This is a genomic window from Paenibacillus sp. ALJ109b (assembly GCF_010747435.1).
In the GTDB taxonomy this organism is placed as follows: domain Bacteria; phylum Bacillota; class Bacilli; order Paenibacillales; family Paenibacillaceae; genus Paenibacillus; species Paenibacillus taichungensis.
In genome coordinates, this window is sequence record NZ_JAAIFP010000013.1 from 24,614 (window position 1) to 39,703 (window position 15,090).

At 47.8% G+C, this 15,090-nt stretch carries 10 protein-coding genes; 8 read left to right on the plus strand and 2 right to left on the minus strand.

Features of this window, described 5'->3' with window-relative positions; all coding sequences use genetic code 11:
* Positions 1–70: 70 nt before the first annotated feature.
* The 8 genes from G3352_RS14690 to G3352_RS14725 all read left to right on the plus strand — a co-directional run bounded on the left by G3352_RS14690 (position 71) and on the right by G3352_RS14725 (position 13,172).
* Entirely contained in the window at positions 71–517 is a 447-nt protein-coding gene (locus tag G3352_RS14690; protein ID WP_163757506.1) for a hypothetical protein, read from the plus strand.
* 613 nt (positions 518–1,130) lie between these two features.
* Positions 1,131–2,399 carry a tetratricopeptide repeat protein gene (locus G3352_RS14695; RefSeq protein ID WP_163757507.1) on the plus strand — a complete coding sequence of 423 codons (1,269 nt, stop codon included), beginning with the start codon at positions 1,131–1,133 and terminating at the stop codon, positions 2,397–2,399.
* An 825-nt stretch (positions 2,400–3,224) separates the two neighbouring features.
* On the plus strand, positions 3,225–4,478 hold the full coding sequence (gene hisS, locus G3352_RS14700) for a histidine--tRNA ligase (RefSeq protein WP_163757509.1): 1,254 nt from the start codon (positions 3,225–3,227) through the stop codon (positions 4,476–4,478).
* A gap of 201 nt (positions 4,479–4,679) precedes the next feature.
* Positions 4,680–6,458, plus strand: a complete 1,779-nt coding sequence (gene aspS, locus G3352_RS14705; protein ID WP_063567716.1) for an aspartate--tRNA ligase — start codon at positions 4,680–4,682, stop codon at positions 6,456–6,458.
* A gap of 18 nt (positions 6,459–6,476) precedes the next feature.
* Entirely contained in the window at positions 6,477–7,235 is a 759-nt protein-coding gene (locus tag G3352_RS14710) for a tRNA threonylcarbamoyladenosine dehydratase (RefSeq protein WP_076287755.1), read from the plus strand.
* 412 nt (positions 7,236–7,647) lie between these two features.
* Positions 7,648–8,946, plus strand: coding sequence for an NCS2 family permease (locus tag G3352_RS14715; protein WP_163757511.1), 1,299 nt, complete (start codon positions 7,648–7,650; stop codon positions 8,944–8,946).
* Between the two features lie 70 nt (positions 8,947–9,016).
* On the plus strand, positions 9,017–10,810 hold the full coding sequence (locus G3352_RS14720; protein ID WP_163757513.1) for an ABC transporter ATP-binding protein: 1,794 nt from the start codon (positions 9,017–9,019) through the stop codon (positions 10,808–10,810).
* A 175-nt stretch (positions 10,811–10,985) separates the two neighbouring features.
* Positions 10,986–13,172, plus strand: a complete 2,187-nt coding sequence (locus G3352_RS14725) for a HelD family protein (RefSeq protein ID WP_163757515.1) — start codon at positions 10,986–10,988, stop codon at positions 13,170–13,172.
* 134 nt (positions 13,173–13,306) lie between these two features.
* Here G3352_RS14725 and G3352_RS14730 read toward each other — a convergent pair whose 3' ends face one another.
* Positions 13,307–14,209 carry a DMT family transporter gene (locus G3352_RS14730; RefSeq protein ID WP_163757517.1) on the minus strand — a complete coding sequence of 301 codons (903 nt, stop codon included), beginning with the start codon at positions 14,207–14,209 and terminating at the stop codon, positions 13,307–13,309.
* A 28-nt stretch (positions 14,210–14,237) separates the two neighbouring features.
* Complete coding sequence (locus tag G3352_RS14735; protein ID WP_163757519.1) at positions 14,238–14,978, minus strand: SDR family NAD(P)-dependent oxidoreductase; 741 nt, start codon at positions 14,976–14,978, stop codon at positions 14,238–14,240.
* Positions 14,979–15,090: the final 112 nt, after the last annotated feature.

Sequence of the window (15,090 nt, forward strand, 5' to 3'; positions counted from 1 at the left end):
AAGATTGAAGCTCAAAGCTTCTAAGTTTTCGTTACACCAATGCATTTATTCCGATAAAGGAGGGTTTGACATGACAAAACATATTCAGGCGTATTTTCGGACCGAGGACGAGGCAGAGGGGGCAAGAACCTCACTTCAGACGTTCCGTACAGAGCATTTGGAGGTAGGGCAACTGGATAGCGCGGTTGGCAGAGACAAACGGATTATGGTACCTCTGGTGCCTTATAACACAGCGGGTGGCGTAGGAACCAATGGAGCCATGGGAGTGGGTGCAGCACCCGGGGTTCCCGCCAGTGAAAATGTAATCCCTGTCGTCAGCAATGTGGACCGCGATACGGATAGAGATTCCCGGGATAATGTCAATGAGGATGGCGATCTGTTGAATGCTGCCGATGTGTCTTCGGCTGACTATGACGATCTGCGTTATGTTTTGTCTGCCAAAGTAAGGGATGAGGATTATGAGGAAATCGTTCATAAACTTCGTTCCAACCAAGCTTATGTGGAAGAATTGAATTAATACGTAGTATGAAGCCCTTGCAGGGTCTGACTTTCATGTCAGGACACTCTGCAGGGGCTTTAATAATGGAGAAAACAACAAATTATAAAGCGCTATCATTTTTGTAATAATACTGTAATATTAGTTACATAAGCCTTTAACATAGCCCGTTTATAATAACACACATGACCCCCTTTTTTTATATATCCTTTGAGCCTGCACACCGTGTGCAGGTTTTTTTTTTGTGATGAGAATTTATATGTTTTGGGCGAAGCTTACCCCGTATTTAAATTTTTGATAGAATAGAGAAATGGGTTTAAGTATTTTAAAGCGAATTGTTTTCATAGTTGGGCTACATTGGACGGTAAATCAAGGTTCTAGCGATTGGGCTCAGACGAGTCCAATCCTTGATAGAGAGTGAGAGAATTCATCGCCAGAGTGATCGCCAAATTCCATATGAACATATACTCGCTGAACGACCCCGCCCTTATATAAGAGCGGGGCAACCGTTTCTGCTTGATGCTGGAAATTGTAAATTATATAGAATGCCTTGTAGGAGAAATGACACCTATAATGCTAAAGCAACAGTGTTCTCATGCAAATGGCTAGTGACAGATTTAAGGGGGAATTAGTTTTGAGTAAGGTTGGAAGAAATGATTTATGCCCGTGCGGAAGCGGGAAAAAATATAAGAAATGCTGTCTGGGCAAGGAGCCTTCTGCGGTAGAATCCATACTGGGGCTGATATCAACGGAGCAACCGGTCCAGGAAGCCTCGATTCAGCCTGAGAGCAAGCTGACCCTGACCAAGCTGAAAAAGATGGTGGCGAGCGAACTGAAATGGGAGCATCCGGCTCACGAACAGCTGGCCCTGCAGCTTATTGAGGACATGAGGAACCAATACGAGCGGGAGCTGATATTGGAAGCTCTGATGCTATGGAATGGCTATTCCCGTCAGACCCACCCAACTGTGAAGAAGACAGGCTCGTTCTGCGCCGCAATCGAGTATTTGCTGTCCGAGGAGTACGGATTCAATGTCTCAAAGGCTGAGCTGGCCTCTAAATATGAGGTAGCAACAGCAACGATCTCCCGGAAGGTTAAGGAGATGTTCGAGTACATCGAAGAATACGGCATGGGTGGCGAAACGGACGAGCTGATGATTCTGAACAGCCCAGGCACATCGAAGGACAAAGCGCAAGCTCTGCTACATAAGGCGATGGAAGCCAGTTCTGCCAAACGCAGAATACAGCTGGCGGAAACGGTACTGGAGATGTATCCTGACAGCTCTGATGCGTATCTTATTCTGGCTGAGGAGTCGGACAATGAGCATGATGCACGAGCTTTCCTCAAGGCCGGAATCGCTGCTGGCGAACGCGAACTTGGCGAACTGTTTTTTGAGCAGAACAAGGGGGACTTCTGGGGGCTTTATGAGACTCGTCCATATATCCGGATATGCAAAAGCTACGCCGAATCCTGCTGGTTTGGCGGAGATACCAAAGAAGCGGCACAAATCCTGGAGCATATTTTGGAGCTTAATACGGAAGACAATACCGGAGCGCGTTACCTGCTCGCTGCTGTGTATTTGTACAGCAACCAATTGAAGCAGGCAGAGCAACTGATGGAGAAGTATGGGAAAGGTGACGCAACAGCCGCCTTTGCCTATGACAAGATCATTCTGGAGTATAAGAGGAACGGAATCACCTCCCAGCTCAAAAGGCTGTACCGTGTGGCCCAGGGTGTGAACAAACATGTGCCTGATTATCTGCTGGGTTTGAAGCGGCTGCCGCATAACCTACCTGATTTTGTCGGAATGGGCAATTCTGACGAAGCGATTGAATATGTCATTATACACTCCCGTCTATGGGCGAATGTGCCGGATCTGCTGAAGTGGATGCTGAAACAATAGAGATATAAGAAAGCAATAGAAGTTGGAATTCTTGATGAATCCAGCTTCTATTAGCTTTGATTTCTGTGGACTCCGCATCCCGTACGGCGTGTGAAATTTTTTTCTAATGCTATCTTTTTATGTTAACCCTTGACTTTAGCACTGCGGTTCATTACAATCAGAAAATAAATTAACTTTAAACGTTATATAATAACATGTAATCATATAACTTGATGATTTGATGACGGGACCAAGTACTCCGTGCCCACATGAACAGAGAGGAATCCCTTGGCTGTAAGGATTCTCTTGATGAGCGGACGAATGACTTCCCCGAGAACAGACAGCGAACACATTAGATTTACATCTGATGGTCATTAGCTGGCCTGCGCAGGACGTGCGTTATACGTAGAGCGGAATGATTTGTTTGATCGGATTGCCTGGAGCAACCTTAGATCATCACATCACCTGAACGGCGAAAGTGTCAGGGATTCCGGAATGTGGGTGGTACCACGGGTGAATGTGTAAACACAATCCCTCGTCCCTTTGTCTGCTGTGTATACAGCGACAGGGCGAGGGATTTTTTTGTTATATAAGTTGATCCTAACATTTATACCATAACGGAGATTGCAGAACCAATCTGTAGAAGCGAAGCGTTCGGCTAAAAGCTTTCTGAAAGAAAGCTGCTTCGGAAGCATATGCTATCCCCGGATTTCCCCATTGAAAATTGAATTAAAAAATCTGGGGATAACAGCGATCGGAAGATGGTACTGCAATCGGAGTAGGCAGGTGTAACAGTCCTGGAACAACTTATTATACAGAGAAAAATAGATGCTGGAGGGATGAAAGATGGCTTTTCAAAAACCGACTGGAACGCAGGACTTGCTGCCTGGTGTTGTGGAAAAGTGGCAGTTCGTAGAGGAAAAAGCACGTGATCTGTGTCGCCGTTTTAATTACCGCGAGATTCGCACACCGATCTTCGAACAGACTTCTTTATTTGTACGTGGCGTTGGGGAAACAACTGATATTGTTGAAAAAGAAATGTACACCTTCAATGATAAAGGCGACCGCAGCATGACCCTTCGTCCGGAGGGTACAGCGGGGGTTGTCCGCGCTTATGTGGAAAATAAAATTTATGGCGAACCGGATGTGAGCAAGCTCTATTACATCGGTCCGATGTTCCGTTATGAACGTCCGCAAGCAGGTCGCCAGCGTCAGTTCCACCAGTTCGGTGTAGAAGCTATCGGAGCCCTTGATCCAGCGATTGATGCTGAAGTCATTGCGCTTGGGTATCAACTGTGTGTAGAACTGGGATTGAAAGATGTCAAAGTCGAGATCAACTCGGTGGGTAACCCAACTAGCCGTGCAGAATATCGCGAAAAATTGCTTGGATTCCTCAGACCGATGAAGGACAGCCTGTGCAAGGACTGCCAATCCCGGATGGAACGTAATCCGCTGCGTGTGCTCGACTGCAAAGTTGATCAGGACAAATTCGTAGGGGCACCGTCCATACTGGATAGTCTGGATGAAGAATCATTGAACCACTTTGCCAAACTGAAAGAGTATCTGGATGATTTTGGCGTAGATTACGCGGTGAACAATCGTCTGGTACGCGGCTTGGATTACTACACATTGACTGCTTTTGAACTGAAAGCCCAAGGTATTGGCGCAATTGATACAGTCGGCGGTGGTGGCAGATACAACGGCCTCGTTGGAGATATCGGTGGACCAGATCAGCCTGGTATAGGTTTCGGTATCGGTCTGGAGCGTATTCAACTGATTCTGGAACACCAGAACATTGATGTTAGTTCCCTCGCTCCACTGGATGTATATTTTGTTGCTCTCGGTGAAGCTGCCGATCGTGAAGTCAACCGTCAGCTGTTTAAGCTTCGTCAATCCGGTCTGTCTGGTGAACGCGACTATCTCGGTCGCAAGATGAAAGCCCAGATGAAATCTGCTGACCGTTTCAAAGCACGTTACACTGCCATTCTGGGTGATGATGAGCTGGAGCGCGGGGAAATTGCCCTGAAGTCCATGGATACAGGTGAACAACAAACCGTGAAGCTGGATGATCTGGTATCAGCTATACGCGGAAGTAAATAAGCACGAGTTTGAAACTGTAAAATAGCAACAATTGATCCGGCAAAATTACTGAGGTTCACCAATGTTTCCGATTAATCGGAAGTTGGCGAGTTCGAGGTAACATGCCTTTTCGAATAAAATCGTCTTCACGCAACCGCACTGTTGAAAAGCGGGCTCAGCCCGCCCATACAGAACGGAAATTCACATAAGAGGAGTTTGGTTATGAAAAGAAGTCATCATTGCGGCGCATTAACACCCGCACACATCGGTGAGACTGTAACATTGAACGGCTGGGTACAGACCCGCCGTGACCTGGGGGGCGTACTGTTTATCGATCTGCGTGACCGCAGCGGAATTGTACAAGTTGTTTTCAACCCGGCTTACTCTGGCGAAGCATTGCAAATCGCTGACAGAGTGCGGAGCGAGTATGTTATCGCAGTAACTGGTAAAGTGGTTAAACGTGACGAAGAGACCGTAAACAAAAACTTGCCTACAGGCGAAATCGAAGTGCAAATTACCGAGATTGAAGTACTGAACGCGGCAAAAACTCCTCCATTCTTCATCGAAGATGGTGTGGAAGTCGACGAGTCCCTTCGTTTGAAATATCGTTACCTGGACTTGCGTCGTCCGGAAATGTTTGAAACATTGAAATTGCGTTCCAAAGCATCCAAAGTGTTCCGTGATTATCTGGATGGAGAAGAATTCGTTGAAGTAGAAACACCAATCCTGACCAAGAGCTCCCCGGAAGGTGCACGTGATTATCTCGTACCAAGCCGTGTGCATGAAGGTGAATTCTTCGCCCTGCCGCAATCACCGCAAATTTACAAACAATTGCTGATGGTCGGCGGACTTGAGCGTTACTATCAGATCGCTCGTTGTTTCCGTGATGAAGATTTGCGTGCGGACCGTCAACCGGAATTCACCCAAGTCGACATCGAGACTTCCTTCCTGCAACAGGATGACCTGCTGCCAATGATGGAAGAACTGATGGCCAAATTGCTGCGTGAAACGAAAGGTATTGAGCTGGAACTGCCTTTCCAACGGATTACGTATGCAGATGCAATGGGTAAATACGGTTCAGACAAACCGGATCTGCGTTTTGGCATGGAACTGGTTGAAATGAACGATATCGTAGCAAACAGTGGTGTGAAAGTATTTGCTTCTGTCATCGAAAAAGGTGGAGAAGTGAAAGTTTTGAACGCCAAAGGCTGTGGTACATGGAGCCGTAAAGAAATCGATGACCTCGGACCATTCGCAGCGCGTTACGGTGCAAAAGGATTGGCATGGATTCAAGTAAAAGATGGCGAGTTCAAAGGGCCAATCGTGAAGTTCTTTACGCCAGAAGAGATCGAAGCAGTCAAAGAACGTACTGGTGCTGAAGAAGGCGACTTGTTGCTCTTCTCTGCTGACACCAAAAAAGTGGTTGCAGATGTACTGGGCGCACTTCGTCTGAAAATTGGTCGTCAACTGGGCTTGATCGATGACAGCAAATTCAAATTTGCATGGGTTGTGGACTTCCCATTGCTCGGTTACGATGAAGATGCCAAACGTTATGTAGCAGAACACCATCCATTCACACGTCCAAAAGACGAAGATGTACATCTGTTTGACACAGATCCGGGTGCAATTCGCGCTCAAGCCTATGACCTCGTTCTGAATGGTTATGAAGTGGGCGGCGGTTCAATGCGTATCTACAAACGTGATGTTCAAGAAAAAATGTTTGCTGCTCTGGGACTTTCTCCGGAAGTAGCCAACGAGAAATTCGGATATCTGCTCGAAGCATTTGAATATGGAACGCCACCACACGGCGGAATCGCTTTTGGTCTCGACCGTCTGGTGATGCTGCTGGCAGGTCGCACGAATCTGCGTGAAACGATTGCCTTCCCGAAAACGGCAAGTGCAACGGATCTGCTCATGAATGCACCTTCTGAAGTGGATAACTCCCAATTGGAACAACTTCACATCCGCGTAGCCCGTAAACCGGTGGCGGAAAAGAAATAAAGGAGGCATCGATTCTCAATGCTCCATCAATTTTCAAGAACAGAATTGGCAATTGGACCTGAAGGTCTGAACGCTTTGAAAAATAGTACAGTAGCTGTGCTCGGCATCGGCGGCGTGGGCGGTATTGCAGTGGAAGCTCTCGCCCGTAGCGGTGTTGGCCGTATCATTTTGATTGATAAAGACGTAGTGGACATCACCAATATCAATCGTCAGATTCATGCTTTGACCACGACCGTTGGTCAGAAAAAAGCAGACCTGATGGTGGAACGGGTGAAGCTCATCAATCCTGAGTGCGACGCGATTGCACTGAATATGTTTTACACGGAAGAAACGTATGAGGAATTGTTCAAGTATGAGCTGGATTATGTGTTGGATGCTTCGGACACGATTATTTACAAAATCCATCTCATCAAGGAATGCCTGAAACGGAAGATTCCGGTGATCTCCAGCATGGGTGCGGCAAACAAAATGGACCCGACGAAATTCCAGGTTGCGGATATTTCGAAAACGACCATGGACCCGATTGCCCGTGTTGTCCGCACAAAACTGCGGAAAGAAGGCATCAAAAAAGGTGTGAAAGTGGTCTTCTCCACCGAAGAACCATTGAAACCGCGCGCAGATGTAACGCAAAAAATCGTTCCTGAGAATGCGCCGGAAATTCGCAAGGCCAAACAGCCGCCAGCGAGTAACGCCTTTGTTCCTCCGGTAGCCGGACTGATCATGGTGAGTGTGGCCGTCAAGGAACTGATCGAAATTGCAGAGAATAAGCAGCAGTAATCTGTTGTGAATGAAAAGCGTAGGTGCCGACAAGGTACCTGCGCTTTTTTTGCATGCGCAAAACCTTAACAAATGTCAGGGTTACGTGATGTACTTCAATCCCAAAAGCGTGTATGATATGTGGTGCTGTGCGAATGATGGTAAATACATAGAGAAATCGCAGCTATCTAAGATGAATGTAAGATTTACACAAGAACGAAGAGGGCAGAAAAAACCTGGAGAAGCGAAGCGTGCGCCTAAAAGCTTTTTGAAAGAAAGCTGCATCGGAAGCATACGCTATCACCGGATTTAACTTTAAAAACATAAAACAAAAAATCTGGGGATAACAGCGATCGGAAGGTTGTTCTGTCCGTGCAGTGGTAGAGTGTAAATACTTTTGTTCGGCTTACATCGAGAGAGGGGGACGGAACGAATGAAACAAGGATGGATGACCAGACGTCTTGGCATGGAGCCGGGGGACCAGTGGAAAAAGGAAATTGTGGCGGGAGCCATTTCCTATTTTGCCGTGGTATATATCGTAATGGTCAATGCAACAATTCTGGCTGATGCTGGAATGCCGCTACAGGCGGCTATGGTGGGTACTCTGCTGACGTCCATTGCAGGTTGTTTGCTGATGGCATTTGGTGGTAAGTCGCCGATTATCGTTGTACCTGGCATGGGCATCAATGCATTTTTCACTTATACACTCGTACATTCGATGAAATTGAGCTGGCAGGAAGCCTTGGCGGTTGTATCTGTCACCGGTGTGCTGTTTGCAGTCGTAGCTTTTACATCGTTATATAAAATGATTAGTGAGGCCATTCCGAAAAACCTGCAGCATGGCATTACGGTGGGGATTGGTTTGTTCCTGACGTTCATCGGTCTGCAAAAAAGCGGAATCGTCATCGCACACCAGACCACGTTTGTGGCGATCGGACATTTTAATGATCCTGGAGTGATCACTGCCTGTGTTACTCTTGTGATCGCCTTGATTTTATTTATACGCAATGTACAGGGCGGACTCCTAATTAGCATTCTTGCAGGCACAGGTCTTGCATATGTACTCGGTGCCGTAAATCCCGGTGAGCCGGTGTCAGCTCTAGAAGCATTACGTCAATATGGCGGCTTGTTTGGAGAGCTTTCTTTGGTGAAGCTGGCGGATTTGGCGTTCTGGATTGCAGTATTCCTGTTGCTGCTAATTGTTGTATTTGAAAATATTGGACTGATTACGGCTCAGACTCATCTTATTGGTCGTCCCCAGCGGTTCAAGGGGAGCTTACGTGCATTATCCATCAGTACCGTATTGGCGGGTGTATTCGGAAGCAGTCCTCCTGTAGCTGCGGCGGAGACAACAGCGGGTATAGCGGCAGGTGGGCGTACAGGCTTGACTCCACTGGTTACCGCAGTGCTATTTGGTGCAACGTTCTTCTTTATTCCACTGTTGGGTTATATTCCAGACAGTGCTATTGCACCGATATTGATCATTATTGGCGGCTTGATGGTACAAAGTGTCAAGGATATGGATTTCAGTGATTTCACGGAAGCTTTTCCGGCTTTTCTGATCATGGTCATGATTCCATTTACGTATAGCATCGTGGACGGTATGGCATTTGGATTCATTGCGTATCCGGTGGCGAAGCTGGCGGCGGGTCAGGGCAAACAGGTACCTAAAGTCATGTACGGCATTGCCATCCTGTTTTTGGCCAATTTTGTGCTGCATGGGTTATTGTAAAAGACAGGAAACGTAATGTAAGTTCATACGTATGATCTCTGGTGAACAAGGGGAGAACGGGGGAACGGTAATGGAAGAGCAACAACAGACAGGTCAAGCTGAATCGAAAATAGAAAAAAAAGGATTCAAGGATTTTGTGAAGCTGATTGCTGCCACAAATCCACCGAAGCTAATTCTAATCATAGCGTTGATCCTGACACTTATTCAGACGACAGCCGGACTAATTGTCCCGCTGATGACCAAAGGCCTGATTGATGGGCTTACGATGTCTGCACTGAACAAGTCCGTTATTTTCATGCTGCTGGGGGCATTTGTTATACAGGCCATCGCTTCAGGCATCAGCATCTATATGTTGAACTATGCAGGTCAACGGGTGGTTGCGACACTGCGAACAAAGCTGTGGAACAAGGTGTTATCCTTGCCGATGCCATATTTCGACCGGAATCGTACGGGTGATACGATGAGTCGAATCACGAATGATACAAGTCAGATTATGACGCTAATTGCGGATTATCTCGTCTCTTTTGTATCCAATATCGTTGCGGTTGTGGGCGGGGTAGCGTTGCTTTTCTATCTGGATTGGGTCATGTCACTCATTATTCTGAGTCTGGTGCCGCTAACGCTGCTGATCCTGCTGCCTGTTGGTCGTAAAATGTACAAAATCTCCAAAAAGCAGCAGGACGAAATGGCAGGGCTTACTTCGGTGCTCAGCCAAGTCATTGGCGAGATTCGTTTGGTGAAAGCTTATGGTACAGAGAAACAGGAGGCGGAAGCAGGTGATTCCCGCATTGGGAAGATGTTTGCTTTTGGACTACAGGAAGCTCGGATTTTGGCGTTGATTGGTCCACTCTTTACGTTTGTCATGACGGCTGTACTAGTTGTAATTCTGGGTGTTGGCGGTATGCGGGTGGCTTCTGGCTTGCTGTCTCCGGGTGAACTGGTCGCCTTCATTCTGTTGTTGTTCCAGGTGATTATGCCAATGGGCCAATTTACGACACTGTATTCACGTCTGCAAAAGGTTGTCGGTGCGACAGAACGTATTCAGGCTATTCTGGCACATGAAGAAGAACCTCGTCATAGCACAGCAATTGCTCCCAAGGGCAATGAGACGATTACATTTAACAACTTGCACTTCTCTTATGTAACAGGGGAAGAGGTACTGCATGGGATTAATCTGACTGTTCCAGCCCGTAAAGTAACGGCCATTGTTGGGCCAAGTGGCAGTGGGAAATCAACGCTGTTCTCCCTGTTGGAGCAGTTCTATCTTCCAGAGTCGGGCAGTATATCGTATGGCGGACAAGCCATAACCGATTATTCATTAGCCTCTTGGCGAAGCAAGATTGGATATGTATCACAGGAGAGCCCTCTGATGGCGGGCACGATTAAGGAAAACATGACATACGGGCTAGGCCGTGAGGCGAGTATGGATGAAATTAGACAGGCGGCAGAAATGGCGTATTCCTCAGCTTTTATTGATAAACTGCCTCAGGGCTACGATACGGAAGTGGGAGAACGCGGGATCAAGCTATCCGGTGGTCAACGCCAACGGATCGCTATTGCTCGTGCGCTGCTGCGCAGCCCGGATATTCTGATGCTGGATGAAGCGACGTCCAGTCTGGACAGCACCTCCGAACATGAAGTGCAGCAAGCCCTGTCCAATCTGATGGAAGGACGAACGACGGTAGTCATTGCACACCGATTGTCCACCGTCGTCGATTCTGATCAGATTGTTGTGCTGGAGCAGGGACATGTGACGGGAACCGGAACACATGCGGAGCTAATTAGCAACCATCGGGTATACCGTGAACTGGCACAGAAACAGTTTGTAGCACAGGATGGGAAGCCAGATTCAGAGCCGGAATGATGTGAAGGGATGACCGTTGTTCATCTGTTCTTTGCGAACAGGAACAGCGGTTTCTTTCATTTGGCTATCCGGGTTACTGTAGCTTTTTGTACATCAATATGATATAGTGGGTATCCTTTTGTGTCGTCAGTGATTGACTATGCAGAAAAACATATTCTTAGGAGGTAACTGAAACATGTCAGACAGCTTTCAAAGTGCCTATCAAGAAGAAGAGTACAGGTTAGAGCGAACGATGAAGGAAGTGGACAGTCAGCTGGAACGGCTGCAGAACATTCCGGTATATACCGGCCACGACTTCACAGAGCAAGTGCTGGAGGCCGGACGTGAAGAACGCCGCACCGCCTTGTCCAAGAGCGCGCAGCAACCCTATTTCGGACGCTTGGATTTCGAAGAACAGGGCAGTGGTGCACGGAAACCGCTGTATATTGGCAAAATCGGCGTAGACCGCGAAGAGGTGGGAGAGCATCCGCTCGTCATCGATTGGCGTGCTCCTGTCGCAAGCCTGTTTTACTCATTTACCGGAGGGGAAGCCTCCGCAACGTATGAAGCCCCAGAAGGACTCATTGAGGGCCTGGTTTATCTGAAACGAAACGTTGTCATTCGGCAGCGTATATTGGAACGTGTGGCAGATACGTACAATCGCGACAGTGACCAGCCAGCCGTATCGGATGAATTCCTTGTATATCGATTGGGTGAGAACAAAGACAACAAACTTCGTGATATCGTATCCACTATTCAGGCAGAGCAGGATCAGATCATTCGTGCGGCAAGAAACACCGCATTGATTATTCAGGGTGTGGCCGGTTCGGGTAAAACAACCGTCGCACTGCATCGCCTTGCCTTCTTGCTGTATCAGTACAAGGAGCAGGTATCTGCGGAGAAAATGGTTATTTTCGCACCCAACCATATGTTCCTGGATTACATATCGGATGTACTCCCGGAGCTCGGTGTAGGGGACATTCAGCAGCGTACATTCCCGGATTGGGCAATGAACCTGCTGGGACTAGATTTTCCTTTGGCAGACACGTCGGAGACACTGAACACCTGGTTTGAAACGCCGGATGCACGTCCTGAGCTCAATGATGATGTGCCAGGGCGTTACAAAGGCTCGATCCGCTTCATGGAACTGATCCGGGAGTGGCTGTCCGGGATGGAAGAAGAATCCGTACCAGATATGGACTTCAGTCCATGGGATGGTGCAGTGCTCAGCAAAGCCGAGATTGAGAACTGGTTTGGGGAAGAGTACAAACATTATCCGCTGGCCAAACGCAAAGAGCGGGTTATGGCGCGTATTCACCGCTGGATTGAGATGGAACTCAAGAAACCTTGCCCAGAAGCCGTTCGCAAAGAACGTAAAAAGAAAGCGGCAACCCGTGAGAAGGCTTACGCCAAAAAATGGCCTCAATATGAACCACTTACGCTTTACAAACAGCTGTTCAAGGTTGTTAAAGGCGGTTCGGTACCTGCCTCGCTCAGCGGGCTAATTCCCAAATTAGTAATGAAGCAAACGGCAGCGGATCTGAAGCAGGATATCATCCGTGAAGAGGATTTGCCTGCATTGGTGTACATTCATACCTTGGTTCATGATATTGACGGCTCCGAGCGCTTCGATCACGTCGTCATTGATGAAGCGCAGGACTTTTCTCCTTTTCATGTGGCGTTATTGGATCAGTTTGTCAAAGGGCATTCCTTCACCATACTGGGCGATCTGTCCCAAGGTATTCATGAGTATCGTGGTGTTCATGCGTGGGAAGAGATGAGTTCCCTGTTTCCTGAGGAGCAGAATGCATACTTTGCATTGACCCGGAGTTATCGCTCGACGATGGAAATTATCGATTACGCCAATACGATTCTGGAGCGGGGCGTCAAGAGCGGCATTACGGCGATTCCTGTATTCCGGAGTGGTGATCCCGTGCGGACATTGTCCTATGGGGTAGAAGGGCGCACAGCGAGCCTTGAACAGGCTCTGAAGCTCTTAACGGTCAAAGACTATCGTACAGTTTCCATTCTGACCCGAACCCTGCATGAGGCGAAGGAGCTTCATCAGAAGCTCCAAGCGGCAGGCTGGGATCTGAACTTGATTGACGGCGGCAAAAAACAGTACACAGGCGGTCACTCCGTTTTACCTGTCTATTTGTCGAAAGGGTTGGAGTTTGATGCAGTTATCGTAGCGGATAGTGATGAGAAACACTATTTGCCCAATGCGGGTGATGCGAAGCTGTTATACGTTGGCTGTACACGGGCGTTGCACGAACTGTGGTTATTCCACGACGGCCCATTGCCAGACTATGCTGCTGCAACCCACAATCCGGAAGGCGAGTCTGTTGCCATTCAGGGTTGGCCTGACAGCGAGGCAGAGTGAATCCTTGTTGAGAACATAGCATTAATATAGAAAGAGCATGGCGCTGTTAAAGCACCATGCTCTTTTTTGTACTTTTCAGATGAGTATTATTATCGAGTGGCTCACCTAAAGTTTCGCTGTTATTCTTCTACTGGTCAACTTGCAGGTGTGCGTTGGGTCAAATCCGGTTTATCTAGAACTGACTTATGACTGGCGGGATGACGGTTAACCAGGAAAATGCCCAGGCAGATCATTAGACCGCCTGCACCCACAATCCAGCCGACATGCTCTTCCAACAAAACGAAGCTCGATAGCAGTCCAAACAGCGGCGCCAGAAAAAGAAAGGAACTGGTTTTGGCCGGATCTGTGTTTTGCAGCAAATAAAACCAGAGGGTGAACTGAATGATGGAACAGAAAATGGTCAGCCATATCAGGACAACGATGGATGTTGTATTTAGGATAAAATGAGGCTGCTCTGTAAACACACTCAGTAGAAGCAGTACTGCGCCTCCAGCGAGCATTTGGTAAGCGGTAAGTACAAATGTATCATGAGCAGTTCCCCAGCGTTTAATGAGCAACGTAGATACAGCAAAGAAGACAGCGCCGCCAAAGCCAATCCACGTTCCAGGACTCATACTCAGATGGAATCCAAAGGTTAACGCCACTCCGACAAATCCGAGAACCACACCGGTCCACTGGCTAAAACGATAGGACATACCATATAGAGCAGCACTCAGGATGATGACAAGCAAAGGATTCGTAAACGTGATAATGGCAGATTCTCCCGAACTAATCCAGTTCATGCTGTAGTAGGCACAGCCCATCACTCCCGCCGACTGGAACAGACCGATTACGGTGATTTGCATCCACTGTTTCCACCCCACAGGCATGGGACGTTTTCTGATGATCCACGCTAGTAATGCTCCTGCCAATATATAGCGAATTGCCATTAACAAAAAGGGAGGAGCATACATCATACCGATTTTGCCTACGGGAAACGAGGTTCCCATGATGAGCGTGGTCACGAGGATCAGGAACGTATATTTTAAAGGCTTCATCAGGCTTCCTCCCTTTTACTTCCCGTGTTCATAACGTCTGACCGCTATCTACTGTAATCAGTTGTCCGGTCATGGATGGTTGCTCTAGCGCGGTGCATATCATATGTGCAATGTCTTCGCTTGCCGCTATTCGCTGCAACAATAACTCACCGCCCAGACGATGCATCTGTTCTTCCTTTCCTGCCCACCAACGGGTCGCGACTGCACCCGGAATGATGGCGTTAACCCGAATATCGGGGGATAGCGAGTGAGCCAAAGACTTCGTCAAACCGTGTACTGCTGCCTTGGAAACTGCATAAGGAAGGGATGACCCAGATCCTGTGCTGCCAGCTATACTGCCAAGGTTAACAATTGCGCCTTGGCCTGCTTGGTGCATTCCTTTCGCTACAGCTCGTGCGCAGTAAAACATGCCTTTAACATTAACGACATATAGTTCATTCCATATGTCATCCGTTACGGATTCCAGATCCTTCATTGGGATATGATGCGTAATGCTGGCGTTATTTACGAGTGCGGTCACAGGTCCAACTTTTTCAGTGATAAAGGACACCATTTGACGAACCTCGACATCGGAAGCAACATTGGCCCGGACTGCAAAAGCATGACCTCCCGCATTCAGAATATGTTGTACAGTCTCTTCGGCCTCATCCTGGGAACGAGAGTAATTAACGGCGACGGTGGCTCCATGATTAGCGAGCAGTATACTAGTAGCTCGGCCTATACCTGTACCACCTCCGGTTACCAAAGCTACGGTGTTCGTCCAGTTCATCATCATTAACACTCCTTAAGTGAACTCAGCGAATAGGAAGTTGCTGTGTTCTGATCTACCCCGATTGTAGCTCGAAGCAGCCATACTGTATAATGATTGTTAATGGATTGGA